Source organism: Microbulbifer sp. SH-1, from assembly GCF_011326135.1.
GTDB classification, from domain to species: Bacteria; Pseudomonadota; Gammaproteobacteria; order Pseudomonadales; family Cellvibrionaceae; genus Microbulbifer; species Microbulbifer harenosus.
Genome location: NZ_CP046948.1, coordinates 2,303,817 through 2,323,117 on the forward strand (window position 1 = coordinate 2,303,817; position 19,301 = coordinate 2,323,117).

A 19,301-nucleotide genomic window follows, 5' to 3' on the forward strand; every position below is an offset into this window, starting at 1 on the left:
GGAATGACGAAAGAAGGCCAACCACTTTGAACACCACCTGCGAAACCATCACTGTGCCTGATTCCGATATTGCGGCATCCAATTCCGAAAAACTGGAATTTGCCACCGCCACCGAGTGCGGCCAGCGCGCGTACAACGACGATGCGGTAGCGGTGTATCGGGCGAGCGGGAGTGAGTTGCGGTATCGCGGTTCGCTGGCGGCGATTGCGGATGGGGTGGGGAGTGCGGAGGCCGGGGGGGCGGCGGCGCGGGCGGCGGTGAGTGGGTTTATTTCCGACTATTACAGTACGCCGGATTCCTGGTCGGTGAAGCAGGCGGCGGCGCGGGTGTTGCACGCATTGAATGGTTGGCTGTATCGCCAGAGTGGTGGTGCGGATGAGATTCAACGCGGGTGGCTGACGACGTTTTCGGCGGTGGTATTGAAAGGGTCGACGGCGCATCTGATCCATATCGGGGATTCGCGGATTTACCGTCTGCGCAACGGGAATCTGGAATGTTTGACGCGGGATCACAGTCGCACGCTGGGGCCGGACAAGACGTTTCTGAGTCGCGCGCTGGGGATGGATGCGCATATCGAGGTGGATTACCGGCAGGAGCCGCTGGAAGCGGGCGACTTGTTCTGTGTGACGACCGACGGCATCCACGATTTTTTGCCGCTGCCGCAGTTCGCGACGTTGCTGGAGCAACATCAGTTGGAGGCGGCGCAGCCGCTGATTGCGGCGGCGCTGGATAACGGCAGCAAGGACAATTTGAGCCTGGCGCTGTGCCGGGTGAATGTGCTGGAAGCACTGGAATCCGACGATCTGATGCTGACTGCCGGCCAGCTGCCCTTCCCACCTCCACTGCAGCCGGGCAACAGGATCGATGGCTATGAGGTGCTGCAGGAACTGCACGCGAGCAGTCGCAGTTATCTGTATCTGGTGCGGGATCTGGACAGCGGCATCCTGTGCGCACTGAAGGCGCCATCGGAAAATTTCATTGACGACCCGGCCTATATCGAGCGCTTTATCGCCGAGGAGTGGACCGGGCGCCGGCTGGATCACCCGGCCATCGTCAAGGTGTTTCCGCCGAAGAAGGAGCGCCGGTTTCTCTATCACGTGATGGAGTATGTGGATGGACAGAATTTGCGGCAGTGGATGCAGCTGCACCCGAAGCCGCCACTGGATCAGGTGCGCAATCTGGTAGAGCAGCTGGTCAGCGCGCTGCGCAGGCTGCAGAGGCTGGAGATCGTACATGGTGATCTGAAGCCGGAAAACATCATGGTGGACTCCTCTGGGCGCCTGAAGCTGATCGACCTGGGTGGTGCCAATGCAGAGGGACTGCAGGAACTTCTGCGCTATCAGGACAGCGCACCGCCCGGCAGCAAGAATTACTGCGCGCCGGAGTATTTTGTGGGCGACGGCGCCAGCCATCGCTCGGATATTTTCTCCCTCGGGGTCATCGCCTACGAAATGCTTACCGGCGAGTACCCGTATAAAGAGCGCTTCGGCAGTAACCACTACCAGCTGAAGAATTACGCGGGCATGCGCTACATCAGTGCGCGCCAGCACCGTGACGATATTCCCGACTGGATCGACGGCGCACTGCGCAAGGCCTGCTCACCAGACCCGAAAAGCCGCTACCCGGCACTGTCGGAATTTGTGCACGATCTCAGCACGCCCAATGTGCGCTTCGCCAGTGTGGAGAAACCGCCCTTGATAGAGCGCAATCCGCTGTTGTTCTGGCAGACGGTGGCGGTGCTGGCGATTCTCTCGCACCTGCTGTATTTCTTGTGATCCAAATTTCGGCGCGCGCAAATCCACTCTGAAACTAAAGAGTGACGAGGCGGCACCCTGTAAGAGCCAGCCTGCTGGCGAACAACCGCGCTGCCAATAAGCATCATCGCTTCGCCAGCAAGGCTGGCTCCTACAATAATCGCGACCCGTAGGTTGGGCAATCAACCCAAAGGCCCCGCATTGGTGCGCAACCGGCCGTCGCGCACCAAGTTGCACCACCCCGACATGCAAAATCGCCAATAACCCGCACAAACCCTGTGGTTTCCTCACCACCTGCGCCATCTCAACAAGTTGGCACAGAGATTGAATACCTTTAGTCACAATCCGAAACTTTTCAGCAAGGCAACGGCGCCTGACACTCTTCGACAGAAGAGGGGCAGCCGTGCGACCCGATCCCACCAAGCTCCCTCCCTCCTGCCGAAGCACTCAGGTTAAAACGGCAGAGATTATGGTTAAGCAAAAAATCGTCGTCATCGGCAACGGCATGGTGGGTCACCACTTCCTGGAACAACTGGCGAACCGCCCCGAGCGTGCAATGTTCGACGTGCTGGTGTTCTGCGCCGAACCCCGCCCCGCCTACGACCGGGTACACCTGTCCGAATACTTCGGCGGCCGCTCCGCGGATGACCTGGCCATGGGCAAGGTGGAACAGTACCGCGAATGGGGTTACGACCTGCGTCTGAACGACACCGCGGTGAGCATCGATCGCGAAAATAAAATCGTCACCTCCGCCAGCGGTGCGTCCGAAGCCTACGATCATCTGATACTGGCCACCGGCTCCTATCCCTTTGTCCCACCAATCCCAGGTCACGAGCACGAAAAATGCTTCGTTTACCGCACCCTGGAAGACCTCGACAAGATCCAGGCCGCCGCCAAAAACGGCAAGGTCGGCGTGGTGGTGGGCGGTGGCCTTTTGGGCCTCGAAGCCGCCAACGCCCTGAAGCAGCTGGGCCTGGAAGCCCACGTGGTGGAATTTGCCCCCGGCCTGATGTCCGTGCAGCTGGATGAAGGCGGTTCGAAACTGCTGCGGGAAAAAATCGAGGAGCTGGGCGTTACCGTACACACCAGCACCGCCACCGAACTGATTGAGGAAGTGGATGGCGGTCGCCTGCGCATGCAGTTCAAGGGTGATGAAGAACTCATCACCGACCTGATCGTGTTCTCCGCCGGTATCCGCCCGGAAGACAACCTGGCACGCTCCGCCGGTATTACACTCGGCGAGCGCGGCGGAATCGTGATCGACAACCACTGCCGCACCTCCGACAAGAATATTTTTGCCATCGGCGAGTGTGCCCTGTTCGACAACCGCATCTTCGGCCTGGTCGCACCGGGTTACTCCATGGCGCGCACCACGGTATCCCTGCTGTGCGGCGAGGCAGCCGAGTTCAACGGCGCCGACATGAGCACCAAGCTGAAGCTGCTGGGTGTGGAAGTGGGCTCTATCGGCGATGCCCACGGCCGCACCGAAGGTTCCGCCGCGATCACCTTTGTGGACGAGCAGACCGGTGTGTACAAACGCATGATCACCGACCGCGCGGGCAAGAAACTGCGCGGCGCAGTGCTGGTGGGCGACACCGGGGATTACGACACTCTGCTGCAATACCACCTGAACGATATGGATCTGCCGGAACACCCGGAGCAACTGATCCTGCCGGCGCTGGACGGGGCCAAACCGACCCTCGGCGCGGGCGCACTGCCGGACACCGCGACCATCTGTTCCTGCCACAACGTGAGCAAGGGCGACATCATCGGTGCAGTGCAGGGCGGCTGCTGCTCCGTGGGCGAAGTGAAAGACTGCACCAAGGCGGGCACCGGCTGTGGCGGCTGTTCCGCCCTGCTGAAAAATGTGGTGGACGCAGAGCTGGCTGCGCTGGGTGTGGAGGTCAACAACGACCTGTGCCCGCACTTCCCCTATACCCGCCAGCAGATTTTCCACATGGTGCAGGTGGAGGAGATCAAGACCTTCGACGAGCTGCTGCACAAGCACGGCCGCGGCAAGGGTTGTGAAATCTGCAAGCCCACCGCCGGCTCCATTTTCGCGTCGCTGTGGAATGAACATATCCACAAGAAACCGCATGTGGGCCTGCAGGATACCAACGATACCTTTATGGCGAATATGCAGAAGAACGGTACCTATTCCGTTGTTCCGCGTATTGCCGGCGGCGAGATCACGCCGGACAAGCTGATCGTGCTGGGCCAGGTAGCGAAGAAATACGACCTGTACACCAAGATTACCGGCGGCCAGCGTATCGATCTGTTCGGTGCGCGTCTGGAGGAGCTGCCGGAGATCTGGCGCGAGCTGACGGATGCGGGCTTTGAGACTGGCCACGCGTATGGCAAATCCCTGCGTACAGTGAAGTCCTGTGTGGGCAGTACCTGGTGTCGCTATGGCGTGCAGGACAGTGTGGGTATGGCACTGACTGTGGAGAACCGCTACAAGGGCCTGCGTTCGCCGCACAAGATCAAGATGGCGGTGTCCGGTTGTACCCGTGAGTGTGCGGAGGCGCAGAGCAAGGATATCGGGGTGATCGCCACCGAGAAGGGTTGGAACCTGTATGTGTGTGGCAACGGCGGTATGCGTCCGCGCCATGCGGATCTGTTTGCGACGGATCTGGATGATGTAACCCTGATCAAGTATATCGACCGGATTCTGATGTTCTATGTGCGCACGGCGGACAAGTTGCAGCGGACTTCGGTGTGGCTGGAGAACCTGGAGGGTGGCCTGGATTACCTGCGCGAGGTGGTGATCGAGGACAGCCTGGGGCTGGGTGAGGAGCTGGAACGTCAGATGGGCAATGTGGTGGGCACTTACCAGTGTGAGTGGAAGACCGCGATCAATGACCCTGAGATGGTGAAGCGTTTCCGCCAGTTTGTGAACACCGATGCGAAGGACGAGAAGATCGTATTCGTGGAAGAGCGCGAGCAGCGCCGCCCGGCGACCCGCGAGGAGATCGTCAAGATTTGTGAGCCGGCTTGATTTAGCCCGCTGCCACCGCCCGCTCTGAATGGGTTTGGTGGCGGTGGAGCACCGGGTGTGGGGTTTCAGGACCGCTGTGAACCCATCCATGGGCGCTGCGGCGCAAACTTCCTGTTTGCGACGCTCCTGAAACCCCACACCCGGCACTCCACCTTCGCGCCGTGCGAAAGTGTTTTTAATTCCTTTCGTCATTCCGGCGCAGGCCGGAATCCAGCCCCACAGAAGCTGGAACAGAACTTAGACTTTTAGAATTTCACCACCCTACTCTTTCATCAAGATGTGGAGAACCAGAATGAGCGAAGTTGCCATAACCCGCGCCGAGTGGCTGCAAGTCTGCAAGCGATCAGATCTTGTAGCCGATTCCGGAGTGTGCGCTCTTGTGGGCGGTCGTCAGATTGCCCTGTTTTTTTTACCCGATCAGGAACCCCAGCTGTACGCCATCGACAACTGGGACCCGATCGCCGATGCCGGTGTGATCGGCCGCGGTATTGTTGCGGAGATCGACGGTGAGCTGACGGTGGCGTCGCCGCTGTACAAGCAGCATTACCGCCTGAGCGACGGTCAGTGCCTGGAAAAGCCCGAGTATAAGCTCGAGGTTTTTCCGGTCGCGTTTGAAGGCGACGATGTGCTGATTCAGGTTGATCAATAACAACTTTAAAAAGATAAGCAGTAGACGATGGCTTTAACAGAACTGTTCAGCGCTCGCAGATCCTGCACTACCTGTCCTTACTGCGGCGTGGGCTGCGGTGTCGCGGCGACGCGGGAGATGACGTCGGCGGGTGGTGAGGAGGTGATTCGCATCCAGGGCGATGAGCAGCATCCGGCGAACAAGGGCAAGCTGTGTGTGAAGGGCTCTTCGCTGGCGGATACCCTGGGCAATCACGGACGCCTGTTGAAGCCACGCCTGCACGGTGTGGATTGCGACTGGGATACGGCGCTGGATTTTGCGGCGTCGAAGCTGCGTGAGACCATCGACGAGCACGGGCCGGATTCGGTGGCCTTTTATCTTTCCGGGCAGTTGCTGACGGAAGATTATTACGTGGCCAACAAGCTGATGAAGGGATTCATCGGCACGGCGAATGTGGATACTAATTCGCGCCTGTGCATGTCGTCCGCGGTGGCGGCGTACAAGCGTGCGCTGGGCGCGGATGCGGTGCCGTGTAATTACGAGGATCTGGATGAAGCGGAGTTGGTGGTACTGATCGGCTCCAACGCCGCCTGGACCCATCCGATCCTGTTTCAGCGTATGCAGGCGGCCAAGTCGAAACTCGTCGTCGTCGATCCCCGCGGCAGTGCCACCAGTGAGATGGCGGATCTGCATCTGGCGATTACACCGGGCAGTGATGCGGCTCTGTTCAACGGGCTATTGCACTACCTTGCCGAGTTCGGTGCGCTGGATCAGGGGTTTATTGAAAACCACACGGAAAACTTTACCGAAGCCCTGTATACGGCGGCCGAGTGGACGCCGGAGAAGGTGGCGGAGTATTGCAGCCTGGAGCTGGAGCAGTTGCTCGAATTCTACGAGCTGTTCCGCACCACGGAAAAAGCCATCAGTTTCTATTCCCAGGGTGTCAACCAGTCCAGCACCGGGACCGACAAGAACAACTCCATTATCAACTGCCATCTGGCCACCGGACGCATTGGCAAGCCCGGTTGCGGCCCCTTCTCCATTACCGGCCAGCCCAATGCCATGGGCGGGCGCGAGGTGGGGGGGCTGGCGAATATGCTCGCCGCGCATATGGATTTCACTGCAGACAATGTCGAGCGCGTGGGCCGATTCTGGAATGCGGCCAATATGGCGAAAGGACCAGGACTCAAGGCGGTAGACCTGTTCAATGCGGTGGAGAGCGGCCAGGTAAAAGCGGTGTGGATCATGGCCACCAATCCCGCGGTAAGCATGCCGGACGCGCGTCGCGTGGCTGCGGCGCTGAAAAATTGCCCCACGGTGATCGTATCCGACTGCGTGGCGGATACGGATACCGCGCGCTGCGCGGATCTGCTGCTGCCTGCAACCACTTGGGCGGAAAAGACCGGTACCGTCACCAACTCCGAGCGCCGCATTTCCCGTCAGAAAGGTTTCCTGCCGAAGCCAGGGGAAGCGCGCCACGACTGGGAAATAATCTGCGATGTGGCGAGCCGCCTCGGCTTTGCAGAGGCCTTCGACTACGCATCGGCTGCGGATATTTTCCGCGAACACGCGGCGCTTTCCGGATTTGAAAACAACCGCGAGCAGGCGCGACGCGCATTCGATATTTCCGCACTGGCGAATATCAGCGATGCGGAGTACGACAACTTTACCCCGGTGCAGTGGCCGGTCAACGCCGCCAATCCGCAAGGTACCGCGCGATTGTTCAGTGATGGCGACTTCTTTACACCCAATGGACGTGCGCGTTTTATTGCCGTTGATCCCCAGTGTCCAAAGCAGGAAACCCGCGACGAATATCCACTGGTGCTGAACAGCGGCCGCCTGCGCGACCAGTGGCACACCATGACCCGCACCGGCCGTGCGCGCAAGCTGCTGGATCACAGCGAGGCGCCGGAGCTGCATATACACCCCCAGGAAGCGCGGAAGTACGGCATCGAAGATGCACAGCTGGTGCGCGTGGAAAGCGAAAAAGGCCAGTTCTTCGGGCGCGCCCGCGTCACCGCCAGCCAGAAACCCGGCCAGCTGTTTGCACCCATTCACTGGAGCGACAGCCTTGCCCACAACGCTACTGTGAGTGCGCTGGCCATCCCCTTCACCGACCCCTTTTCCGGCCAGCCGGAACTGAAACAGGTGGCAGTCAAGATCGAACCGCTCAGTGCCCACAGCTATGCCTGCCTGCTGCTGCGCACCAAAGCTGCGGAGGAACTGCATACCCGCTTGCAGGCCGGTGATGCACAGTTGTTCGACACCATACTGCATTGGTACCGGGTGCCGGTGGACGGCGGCTACCGCTTCGAGCTGGCTCTGAAAACCCAGCCCGACTGGCAGGCCATGGCAGACAAGCTGTTCAACCTCAGTGGTCAGCAGCTCAACCGCAAACGCCTGCAGTTGCCGAGTGGTGAACGCTGGCTGTTACACAGTGAGCAGATGGAGTTGCTGGTGTTCACCAGTGCTGAATGGCAGTCCCTGCCCGACCGAAAAACGTTGGAAAACGCCCTGCAACAACCCCTGCCGGATGCGCCGGCCAAGCTGTTGCACGACGTGCCTGCCGGCGCGCAGATGGTGTGTACCTGCCTGCAGGTGTCCCGCAAGGAAATCGAAATCGCCATCGCCGAAGGTGCGGCATCGGTGGAGGAACTCGGTGAATTGCTGGGCTGCGGCACCAACTGCGGCTCCTGCAAGCCGGAAATCTCCGCACTGCTGACCACCAACTTGGCCGTCGCTGTCGGTTAAGTACCATACAAAACACCGTCATGCCGGACCTGATCCGGCATCCAGCTTCGTGGCACTGGATTCCGGGTCAAGCCCGGAATGACGAATCACGGTAGACGTGCGATGCTTTTGAACCGATTGGGAGATGCACTGCACCTGCCCACCTCACAGAATCAACGTCATGCCGGACTTGATCCGGCATCCAGCTTCGTAGCGCTGGATTCCGGGTCAAGCCCGGAATGACGGTGGTCGTGCGGGCCACCCCTCTCAAGACTTGGCAAATCCCACCCGTCCCGGCTATCTTCCCAGCCAAGCAGACAATAAACAGGGCCATAGCGATGTCAGACGCCTGTGCAGAAAACGGCCTGCGCTCCGTAGAAGCCGCCAAACAAATGCTGATCGACAGCATCAATCCAATTACCGAAACGGAAATTATTCCGTTGAGCCAAGCCTGCGGCCGCGTACTGGCCGCACCGGTACTCTCCGCCCTCAACCTGCCCCCCTGCGACAATTCCGCCATGGACGGCTACGCCCTGTGTGGTGAATCTGAGCGCTACACCCTCATGGGCAAGAGCCTTGCCGGCCACCCATTCGCCGGGACACTGGAACCGGGTCAGGCCACCCGCATCACCACCGGCGCCGCCGTACCCGCTGGCGCCGACCGTGTACAGATGCAGGAAAACTGCACATTAGAGGGCGATCAGCTCACCATGAGCCGCCCCGCCAAACCCGGCGAGAACATCCGCCGCCGCGGCGAGGACGTGCACACCGGCCAGAGCCTGATTCCCGTCGGCGCCAAAATAAAAGTCCCCCACATCGCCCTGCTCGCCGCCGCCGGCGTGGCCGAAGTCACGGTCCTGCGCAAACTCAAAGCCGCCCTGCTTTCCATCGGCGACGAACTGAAACCCATCGGCACGCCCGCGTCAGAATTGGGCGACGGCGATATCTATGACAGCAACCGCATCGCTCTTTACGCTGCACTGGAACAACTCGATGCGGATATCCTCGATCTCGGCTGCTATCCCGACCAGCCTGAGGAAATTCGCGAGGCGTTCATTCATGCACGTAACAATGCGGATTTCGTAATTACCAGTGGCGGTGTTTCCGTGGGCGAAGCGGACTACACCAAGACGGTGTTGCAGGAACTCGGCGAAATCGATTTCTGGAAACTCGCCATCAAACCCGGCAAACCTTTCGCCTTTGGTCGCCTGCCAAAAACGAACGGAGAAACCCTCTTTTTCGGCCTGCCCGGAAACCCCGTATCCGCCATCGTCACCCTGTACCAACTGGTCGTACCAGCACTGGAAAAGCTCCGCGGCACCTCAGAACAATATCGCCAACCCCCCGTGCAATTGCGCGCGCGATTGCTGAATGGCATTCGCAAGAAGCCCGGTCGCACAGATTACCAACGCGGGTTTACCTATCGCGATGGCGATGGGATTCAGGTGGTGGAGACTCGCGGTATTCAGGGGAGTCACATTCTCTCCGGCTTTGCCTCCGCAAATTGTTTTGTGGTTTTACCTCGGGAGGGGGGGGACTGTGAAACCGGGGACTGGGTTACCGTTGAACCGTTTACAGCGCCTCTGAAATAGATTGGTGGTCCTTGGTAAGGGAACTCGGTGGCGGCAAAGCACTGGGGATGGGGTTTCAGGACCGCTGTGAACCCATCCCTGGGCGCTTCGGCGCAAACATCCTGTTTGCGACGCTCCTGAAACCCCATCCCCAGCACTTTGCCTTCGCATGACGTTTTGAGCTTTTATTTGACGAATTTGAATTTTAGTTTTTGGGGAACAGCGTGATTCTTGAAGTAGCGATTCTGGATATCAAGCCCGGTCAGAATAAAGAGTTTGAAACTGCCTTTCGAAAAGCCCAGTCGATAATTTCGGCTATGCCTGGCTACATAAACCATCAATTTCAAAAATCCCTAGAGAAAGAAAATCGCTACATTCTCTTGGTTAACTGGGAAAAACTCTCAGACCACACAGAAGGCTTCCGAAAGTCACCCCAATATCAGGACTGGAAAGCCCTTCTCCATCACTTCTACGACCCGTTCCCCGAAGTGGAACACTACGCACTCGTCGAACTGTAAAGTCCCAGATGCGAAGGCGGAGTGCCGGGTGTGGGGTTTCAGGATCGTCGCAAACAGGATGTTTGCGCCGAAGCTCCCAGGGATGGGTTGAAGGGGGGCGCCTAGCTCGGTCCTGAAACCCCGCACCCGGCAATCCGCCGCCACACACCACCCAAGCAGGCACCACAAAACCCGCTCCAACTCACAATGCTATAATCCGCGGCCAGTTCTGAATCCGAAGAAAGAAGTACCATGAGCCGCAGCCGCTACGAGAAATTCAAGCAGGTGCTCCGCCTGCGCCAGCACGACATGACCCTGCTCACCGATCAGGTCCACAAAGGCCAGAACATCTCCGCCATGCTGCGTACTGCCGACGCTGTCGGCATTCCTGAAATCCACATGGTCCAGCCCTCCTACGGAACCCGAATCTACCGCAACACCGCCGGCGGCAGCGGCAAATTTACCGGCAATAGCGTCTACCCCGATATCCAGAGCGGCATGGCCGAGCTCAAAAGTCGCGGCATGCACCTGTATGCCGCCCACTGGTCCGACCGCGCCATCGACTTCCGCCAGGCCGACTACACCCAGCCCTTCGCCCTCATCATGGGCGCTGAAAAAGACGGCCTCAGCGACTATGCCGCCGAACACGCCGACGATCACGTTACCATTCCCATTATCGGCATGGTCGAAAGCTACAACGTCAGCGTCGCCGCCGCGATCATCCTGCAGGAAGCCATGCATCAGCGCATGAAAGCCGGCATGTACGACAACAAAACCCTCGACGAAGAAGACCCCGCGATCAAAGACATTCTGTTCCGTTGGATGCACCCGAAAATGGTGAAGTATTGCGAGAAGTACGATTTGCCATTTCCGGACTTGGATGAAGATGGCGATATTATTCCGCCGGCAGATCCAAAGTACCGCCAACCCAACCAGTAGGTAACTCCGAATTTCGATGCGAAGGCAAAGCGCTGGGTATAGGTTTTCAGGAGCGTCGCAAACAGGATGTTTGCGCCGCAGCGCCCATGGATGGGTTCACCGCGGTCCTGAAAACCTATACCCAGTGCTTTGCCGCCACCGGACTTTCCAACCATTTCATGCGTTGCGTTGCCCAACCTACGGGGCTAACCTCTCGGCTAACTTATTCAAACGGACATTTCAGGGAATAAAAATGCACACCGAAGAAATCGAATACACCGTAGACGGCGAATCCTTTACCGGCTACCTGGCCTACGACGACAGCATCGAAGGCAAGCGCCCGGCCATTCTCCTCGTGCACGAATGGTGGGGCATGAATGATTTCACCCGCGAAGAAACCGAACGCCTCGCCGCCGAAGGCTTCACCGCCTTCGCCCTCGACATGTACGGCACCAACGTCGGCGCCGACAACCCCAGCGACGCCGCCGCCCTAATGAACAAAACCCTCGAAACCGAAGGCGCCCCGCTCAAACGCTTCCAAGCCGCCCTCGACCTCATCAACGCCCACGAAACCGTTGAAGCTGGCCAGGTAGCCGCCCAGGGTTACTGCTTCGGCGGCGCCGTCGCCCTCACCATGGCCCGCCTCGGCCTGCCGCTGAAAGGCGTGGTCAGCTTCCACGGCGCCCTGCAGACCGACGTGAAAATCAAAAAAGGCGACGTCAAAGCTCAAATCCAGGTCTACACCGGCGGCGACGACGACATGATCCCCGCAGACGACGTCGCCAATTTCGTTGTGGAAATGCAGAACGCCGGCGTGCGGTTTGACGTCATCAGCTACCCCGGAGCCAAACACGGCTTCACCAACCCCGCCGCCACCGCCCGCGGAGAAAAGTTCGGTGTTCCACTGAGATACGACGAAGCCGCCGCCAATGACGCCTACGAAGGTGCTGTCACCTTCTACGACAAAATTTTCGGGCACTGATCTTCGCTATCCCTCCTTTTACCGACGGAAGGTGGCAGCGCCCATACCGTTCGGGGCACAATACCGGCCGCAATAAGCGCCGCCAGTTATTCCAAGGGGGGAAGCGTGCAAGCGATCATTTCAGTAAAGGGCGTCGGTAAAACCTATGCCGGTGGTTTTACCGCGCTCAAGTCCGTCGATCTCGATATTCAGCGCGGGGAAATTTTTGCCCTGCTCGGGCCCAATGGCGCCGGCAAAACCACCCTTATCAGTATCATCTGCGGTATCGTCAATCCATCCATCGGCAGGATCACCGCCGATGGCCACGATATTCAGCGCGACTTCCGCGCCGCACGCAGCAAAATCGGGCTGGTGCCGCAGGAGCTGTCCACCGACTCCTTCGAGAGTGTATGGGCCACAGTCAATTTCAGCCGCGGCCTGTTCGGCAAGGCACCGAATCCCGAATACATCGAAAAGATCCTGCGCCAGCTTTCTCTCTGGGACAAAAAAGACAGCAAGATCATGGCGCTCTCAGGCGGTATGAAACGCCGCGTGATGATCGCCAAAGCGCTGTCCCACGAGCCCTCCATCCTGTTTCTCGATGAGCCCACCGCGGGCGTGGATGTGGAGCTGCGTCGGGACATGTGGGAAATGGTACGCGGCCTGCGGAAAAGCGGCGTAACCGTGATTCTCACCACCCACTACATTGAGGAAGCCGAGGAAATGGCAGACCGCATTGGTGTGATCAACCACGGGGAGCTGGTCCTGGTGGAAGACAAGCACACGCTAATGCGCAAGCTGGGCAAAAAGCAGCTGGCAATTCAGCTGCAAAACCCGGTGTCGACACTGCCGGAATCCCTGCACGCGTTCACACTGGAAGTCGCTGACGAGGGCAACCAGCTGATATACACCTTCGACACCCAGCGCGAACACACCGGCATCGCCGAGCTGCTGCGGGCGTTGAACCAACAGGGTATTGAGTTCAAGGACCTGCACTCCAGCGAGAGTTCGCTGGAGGAGATTTTCGTGAATCTGGTGCACCAGAACCAGAATGAACGTCAGCTGGTCGGGTGAAAGAGAGGAAGTTATGAGTATGAACGTTTACGGCATCCGCGCCATCTACAAGTTTGAAATGGCCCGCACCGGGCGCACCCTGATGCAGAGTATCGCCTGGCCGGTAATTTCCACCTGTCTGTATTTCATCGTATTCGGCACCGCCATCGGCGGTCGCCTCGGCGAGATCGAAGGGGTGAGCTACGGGGCCTTCATCATTCCCGGTCTGATCATGCTATCGCTGCTGTCGGAAAGTATTTCCAATGCCTCGTTCGGTATTTTCTTCCCGAAATTTTCCGGCACGATATATGAGGTGCTTTCAGCACCGGTGTCGGCGTTTGAAGTCGTTGCCGGCTATGTGGGTGCCGCGGCAACCAAGTCCGTCATCATTGGTATTCTGATCCTGATTACCGCGCGCTTTTTCGTCGACTACGACATCGCTCATCCATTCTGGATGTTTGGCTTTCTGATTCTGACCGCGGTCACCTTCAGCATGTTCGGGTTCATCATTGGGGTGTGGGCGGACGACTTCCAAAAACTGCAGATCATCCCGTTGATGGTGATCACGCCACTCACCTTTCTCGGCGGCGCCTTCTATTCCATCAATATGCTGCCGGAATTCTGGCAGAAGGTGACGCTGTTCAACCCGGTGGTGTACCTGATCAGCGGGTTCCGCTGGGCGTTTTACGGTATCGCCGATGTAAATGTCGGCGTTAGCCTGGCAATGACGCTACTGTTCCTGTTTGCCTGTATGACGGCGGTGTGGTGGATTTTCCGCACCGGTTACAAGATCCGGACTTGAGTTAATTTCACCAGACCTTCCGCGAGAGGGCCCGAAGGCGCCGCGAATACATGGCGCGGCCGGGCCACCTCGCGGAAGGGCCCCCATGGATAGGTTGCTGAGCTGGGGTTAACTCGTATCTCGCAAGGCTGCCACCGGTAGCGTCACCGCCACCAGAGCCTTTCAATCACAAATTCACGCCCCGTAGGCGCGCATAAATACCCGCACTACTTCCTCTACGTGCGCAGCAATTTCTTTCGGCGACGGCGGCGTACTGCAGCCCAGTATGATCTGGATATGTGTGCAGCCGCCCAACAGCATGCCGAAAAACACCTCCGATGCCCGCTCAGGGTTCGGGACCCGCAACTGATTCAAATCACACGCCCGCTTCAGGAGCCGGACCATTTCGGTGCGCGTGCGCATGGGGCCCGCCTCGTAAAACAGATTGGCCATGGTCCGGTCCTGAGCGCCCACGGCACTGATAAGGCGGACCAGATTCAGTGAGTCCTCCTGGTAAATCATGTTCAAAAACGCTTCGCCGATTTTCTGCAGAATATCTGCCACCGGCATGCCTGGCTCCAAATTGAACATGATCACCGGCATCTGGCTGACGCACTTGGCCTCAATGGCGGCAGTGAACAGCGTTTCCTTATCGGAAAAGTGGTTGTACACCGTGAGCTTGGAGACGCCCGCCTCACTGGCCACGGCATCCATGCTGGTGCCGGTAAACCCGTGGGTCAGAAACAGATGCTTCGCCGCATCCAGGATCGCCTGCCGCTTGGCGAGATCTTTAGGGCGGCCGCGGCTGGCGGCCATCATCAGGGATAGGTCTTCATTCATGGGTCGTCATCGTCACTCTAACGCGCCCTTCCATCGTCCTGAAACTGGGCGTTGAAACACGCGCTCGCTGGCCAACTAATTAGTGGACTCACGAGTTTAATATACTTACTATACTCACCAGTATAGCAATGGGTGCCGGGTCGGCGGGTGGACAACTGTACCAGTTTCCGCCCGGCGCCCCACCCCCAAACCCAATCTGCACACTGTGAACCACAAGGATAGAGGCATTCATGTACCGTTTCCGTCCCCTCCGTTTCGCCACTACGAAGCGCGCCTTGCAGCTGACCACCGGCCTGATTGCGACGCTGGCGCTGAGCGCCTGTTCTCCGCCGGATACCAATGAGGCCAAGCCGCCGCGCCCCGCCATAGTGGTGCACCCGGTAGCCACCGGCGCGCAATTAGCAGTCTACCCGGGCGAAGTGCGCGCGCGGCACGAGCCGACACTGGCATTCCGGGTAGGCGGCGCAGTGACCCGCCGGCTGGTGGAAGCGGGAGACCGGGTAAAACAGGGTCAGCCGCTGGCGGAGCTCGATGCCGAAGACCTGCTGCTACAGAGGGATGCGGCGCGCGCGCAACTGGAGGCGGCGGAAACAGAAAACCGCAATGCTGGCAATGAGCTGACGCGCTACCGCGAACTGCTGGCACGCAAGCTGATTGGCGAGTCCCAGTTCGATGCGGTCAAAACCCGTCACGACAGCAGTATCGCGCAGCTGGAACGCGCCCGCGCCCAGTGGAAAGTGGCGAGTAATCAGGCGGAGTACGCGGTATTGAAGGCACCCCGCGACGGCGTGATTGCCCGCCGCATGATCGACGCCGGCCAGGTGGTAAGCGCCGGGCAGACGGCGTTTGTGCTCGCCGCTGACGGTGAACGGGAAGTACGCATCGACCTGCCAGAACAGGAAGTGGGTCGTTTTGCCGTGGGGCAACCGGTGAGCATCGAACTCTGGTCCAAGTCTGGCGAGCCATTTAGCGGTCAGGTGCGTGAGATATCTCCGGCAGCGGAAGCGGGCCTGCGTACCTTTGAAGCACGGGTCGCGTTCGACAATACAGAGGCCAATGCACAGCCCGGGCAGAGCGCGCGCGTGTTTGCCCCCAGCAAAGCCAGCGATGGCCCGCAGTCCCTGCAGTTACCCATGGCTGCCATTACGGCCGACGGCGACCGCGCTCACGTGTGGAAGCTCGACCCGGAGCATTTCACCCTGCATAAGACCAATGTCAGAGTCATCCGCTTCGGCGAGGAAACTGCCGAAGTCATTTCTGACCTGACTCCGCGAGACTGGATTGTTGCCGCCGGAACCCAGCTCGTTACCGAAGGACAGCGGGTGCGCCCGGTGGATCGCCATAACCGCGCGATTGAACAAGACACCAGCGTGGCACGGGGCTTTTAAGCAGCACCGGCACGCAGTCATTTATTCCTGAAGAACTCCTCCGCACCACCGCACACCGTCAGGACACTTCACCATGCGATTCAATCTCTCCGAGTGGGCACTGAATAATCGTCCACTGGTGCTCTACGCCATGCTCATGCTCGGCCTGATGGGCGCCCTCTCTTACACGCAATTGGGGCAGAGCGAAGACCCGCCGTTTACCTTCAAGGTGATGGTGGTGAACACCCTCTGGCCCGGCGCCAGCGCCGAAGAAGTCTCGCGCCAGATTACCGAGCGCATCGAAAAGAAACTGATGGAGACCGGCGAATACGACCGTATCACCTCGTTTTCCCGCCCCGGCCAGTCACAGGTCATGTTTGTAGCCCGCGACAGTATGCGCTCCGCGGAAATTCCCGATCTCTGGTATCAGGTGCGGAAGAAAGTCGGCGACATCCGCCACACTCTGCCGCCGGATATCCAGGGACCGTTTTTTAACGACGAGTTCGGCACCACATTCGGCAACATCTATGCGCTCACAGGTTCGGGGTTTGACTATGCACTGCTGAAAGACTATGCCGACCGCCTGCAACTGGCGCTGCAGCGGGTGGACGATGTGGGCAAGGTGGAACTGCTCGGCCTGCAGGACGAAAGAATCTGGGTGGAAATTTCCAATACCAAGCTCGCGTCCCTCGGTATACCCCTGGCCGCCGTGCAGTCCGCGCTGCAGGCCCAGAACCAGATGGCGGAAGCGGGTTTTGTGGAGGCGGTTTCCGATCGCGTCCGCATCCGCGTCAGCGGACAGTTCCAAAGCGTGGAGGAGATCCGCCAGTTTCCGATTCATGCCAACGGTCACACCATTGCACTGGGTGACTTTGCCCGCGTCGAGCGCGGCTTCAGCGATCCACCACAACCGCGCGTGCGCTTTATGGGTGAGGATGCCATCGGCATCGCCGTGTCGATGAAAGCCGGCGGCGACATTCTGCAGCTGGGTGAACGCCTGGACGCGGCGGTTGGCGAACTGCAGCAGGACCTGCCGCTCGGTCTCGAGTTGCGCAAAGTGTCCGACCAGCCGGCGGCGGTAAAAAGCGGCGTGGGGGAATTCGTCAAGGTGCTCGTGGAAGCGCTGATCATCGTGATGCTGGTGAGCTTTTTCTCCCTGGGCTTCCGCACGGGGTTAGTGGTGGCACTGTCGATTCCGCTGGTGCTGGCAATGACCTTTGCGCTGATGAATTACTACGACATCGGCCTGCACAAGATCTCCCTCGGCGCGCTGGTACTGGCGCTCGGCCTGATGGTGGACGATGCCATCATTGCGGTGGAGATGATGGCAATCAAAATGGAGCAGGGATTCTCCCGGCTGAAAGCCGCGGGTTTCGCCTGGACCAGCACCGCATTCCCCATGTTGACCGGCACTCTGATTACGGCGGCGGGGTTCCTGCCCATTGCCACCGCGCAGTCTGGCACCGGTGAATATACCCGTTCGATTTTTCAGGTGGTTACCCTGTCGCTGCTGGCGTCCTGGGTCGCCGCGGTGATTTTTGTTCCCTATCTCGGCAATCGTCTATTGCCGGAGCGCGGTGTGCATGCCAACCATACAGACCCCTACCAGAAACCATTTTACCTGCGCTTCCGCCGGGTCTTGCAGTGGTGCCTGCGCTACCGAAAAACCGTGCTGCTGCTGACCGCACTGGTGTTTGTCGGTGCGATTATGCTGTTCCGCTTTGTACCGCAGCAGTTTTTCCCCTCGTCCGCGCGCCTGGAGCTGATGGTAGATCTCAAGCTAAATGAGGGCGCCTCTCTGCGCGCCACGGAAGAGGAAGCCGGGCGGCTGGAAACGCTACTGGCTGAGCACCCACAGGTGGAAAACTATGTGGCCTATATAGGCACCGGTTCACCGCGCTTTTACCTGCCCCTCGACCAGCAGCTGCCGGCGGCGAGCTTCGCCCAGTTTGTGGTGCTGACCCGCAACATCGAGGATAGGGAAGCGGTGCGCCTGTGGCTCATCTCCACGCTGGCCGAGCAATTCCCCAGTGTGCGCTCGCGGGTATCGCGGCTGGAAAATGGCCCGCCCGTAGGTTACCCGGTGCAGTTCCGCGTTTCCGGAGAACATATTCCGGAAGTGCGCCGAATCGCCCGCGAAGTAGCAGACATCGTGCGAGGCAACCGCGACGTGGCCAACGTACACCTGGACTGGGAGGAGCCCAGCAAGGTGGTGAACCTCGAAGTGGACCAGGCGCGCGCGCGGGAAATGGGCGTGAGCAGCGCGGCATTGTCGCAGGCACTGCAGGGATCACTCTCCGGCGCAGCGGTGGGTCAGTACCGCGAAGACAACGAGCTGATTGCAGTGGCGGTGCGCGGTGAGGAGCGCGAGCGCCAGGCACTGGCGCAGCTGGGCAATCTCGCCGTGCAGACCGAGGGCGGCGAATCCCTGCCGCTAAACCAGGTGGCAACGCTCGACTATGCCTTTGAGGAGGGTGTTATCTGGCACCGCGACCGTTTGCCTACGGTAACCGTACGCGCGGATATTTACGGCAAGCAACAGCCGGCAACGGTAGTGGCGGAGATCTGGCCGCAGCTGCAGAGCCTGCGCGATGCCCTGCCTCCCGGCTACCTGTTGGAAATCGGCGGCAGCGTGGAAGAGTCCGCGCGCGGGCAGAAATCCGTCAACGCCGGCATGCCGCTGTTTCTGCTGGTGGTGTTCACACTGCTGATGTTGCAGCTGCGCAGTTTTTCCCTGTCCACCATGGTGTTTCTCACCGCGCCGCTGGGGATCATTGGTGTTACGCTGTTCCTGTTGCTGTTCAACCAGCCGTTCGGGTTTGTGGCAATGCTCGGCACCATTGCGCTGGCTGGCATGATCATGCGCAACTCGGTGATCCTGGTGGATCAGATCGAGCAGGATAAACAACAGGGGCTCTCCCCCTGGGACGCCATCGTGGAATCCACGGTGCGCCGCTTCCGGCCCATTGTACTGACCGCACTCACGGCCGTGCTGGCGATGATTCCGCTTTCGCGCAGTGACTTTTTCGGGCCCATGGCGGTAGCGATTATGGGTGGGTTGATTGTGGCTACGGCGCTGACGCTGCTGTTTTTACCGGCGTTGTATGCAGCTTGGTTCAGGATCAAAGAGCAGTAAGCACGTTCAAGTATCGCGGCCCCGCTAGCTGGTTCTGTGGCAGTACCGCTAGCGGGTCGGAGTTTTC

At 59.3% G+C, this 19,301-nt stretch carries 13 protein-coding genes; 12 read left to right on the forward strand and 1 reads right to left on the reverse strand.

Translation table 11 applies throughout. From position 1 onward, the window contains the following. Positions 1-26 precede the first annotated feature (26 nt). The 10 genes from GNX18_RS09810 to GNX18_RS09855 all read left to right on the forward strand — a co-directional run bounded on the left by GNX18_RS09810 (position 27) and on the right by GNX18_RS09855 (position 13,912). Entirely contained in the window at positions 27-1,775 is a 1,749-nt protein-coding gene (locus GNX18_RS09810; RefSeq protein ID WP_166217519.1) for a bifunctional protein-serine/threonine kinase/phosphatase, read from the forward strand. Between the two features lie 448 nt (positions 1,776-2,223). Beyond that, complete coding sequence (nirB, locus tag GNX18_RS09815) at positions 2,224-4,752, forward strand: nitrite reductase large subunit NirB (protein ID WP_166217522.1); 2,529 nt, start codon at positions 2,224-2,226, stop codon at positions 4,750-4,752. Between the two features lie 292 nt (positions 4,753-5,044). Beyond that, positions 5,045-5,401, forward strand: coding sequence for a nitrite reductase small subunit NirD (nirD, locus tag GNX18_RS09820; protein WP_166217525.1), 357 nt, complete (start codon positions 5,045-5,047; stop codon positions 5,399-5,401). Between the two features lie 27 nt (positions 5,402-5,428). Further along, a complete protein-coding gene (locus GNX18_RS09825) occupies positions 5,429-8,131 on the forward strand; it encodes a nitrate reductase (RefSeq protein ID WP_166217528.1) in 2,703 nt (900 codons plus the stop codon). A gap of 317 nt (positions 8,132-8,448) precedes the next feature. After that, a complete protein-coding gene (gene glp, locus GNX18_RS09830) occupies positions 8,449-9,702 on the forward strand; it encodes a gephyrin-like molybdotransferase Glp (protein ID WP_166217531.1) in 1,254 nt (417 codons plus the stop codon). 203 nt (positions 9,703-9,905) lie between these two features. Next, entirely contained in the window at positions 9,906-10,199 is a 294-nt protein-coding gene (locus GNX18_RS09835) for an antibiotic biosynthesis monooxygenase (RefSeq protein WP_138233734.1), read from the forward strand. Positions 10,200-10,430: 231 nt separating this feature from the next. Beyond that, entirely contained in the window at positions 10,431-11,117 is a 687-nt protein-coding gene (gene trmH / locus GNX18_RS09840) for a tRNA (guanosine(18)-2'-O)-methyltransferase TrmH (protein WP_166217534.1), read from the forward strand. Between the two features lie 232 nt (positions 11,118-11,349). Next, on the forward strand, positions 11,350-12,078 hold the full coding sequence (locus GNX18_RS09845; protein ID WP_166217537.1) for a dienelactone hydrolase family protein: 729 nt from the start codon (positions 11,350-11,352) through the stop codon (positions 12,076-12,078). Between the two features lie 105 nt (positions 12,079-12,183). Beyond that, on the forward strand, positions 12,184-13,131 hold the full coding sequence (locus tag GNX18_RS09850) for an ABC transporter ATP-binding protein (RefSeq protein ID WP_138233731.1): 948 nt from the start codon (positions 12,184-12,186) through the stop codon (positions 13,129-13,131). A gap of 19 nt (positions 13,132-13,150) precedes the next feature. Next, a complete protein-coding gene (locus GNX18_RS09855; RefSeq protein WP_138233908.1) occupies positions 13,151-13,912 on the forward strand; it encodes an ABC transporter permease in 762 nt (253 codons plus the stop codon). 174 nt (positions 13,913-14,086) lie between these two features. Here GNX18_RS09855 and GNX18_RS09860 read toward each other — a convergent pair whose 3' ends face one another. After that, entirely contained in the window at positions 14,087-14,731 is a 645-nt protein-coding gene (locus tag GNX18_RS09860; protein ID WP_138233730.1) for a TetR/AcrR family transcriptional regulator, read from the reverse strand. Between the two features lie 230 nt (positions 14,732-14,961). Between GNX18_RS09860 and GNX18_RS09865 the strand changes: the two genes are divergently transcribed. Beyond that, positions 14,962-16,119 carry an efflux RND transporter periplasmic adaptor subunit gene (locus GNX18_RS09865; protein ID WP_166217540.1) on the forward strand — a complete coding sequence of 386 codons (1,158 nt, stop codon included), beginning with the start codon at positions 14,962-14,964 and terminating at the stop codon, positions 16,117-16,119. 73 nt (positions 16,120-16,192) lie between these two features. Then, entirely contained in the window at positions 16,193-19,234 is a 3,042-nt protein-coding gene (locus tag GNX18_RS09870; RefSeq protein ID WP_166217543.1) for an efflux RND transporter permease subunit, read from the forward strand. Positions 19,235-19,301 lie beyond the last annotated feature (67 nt).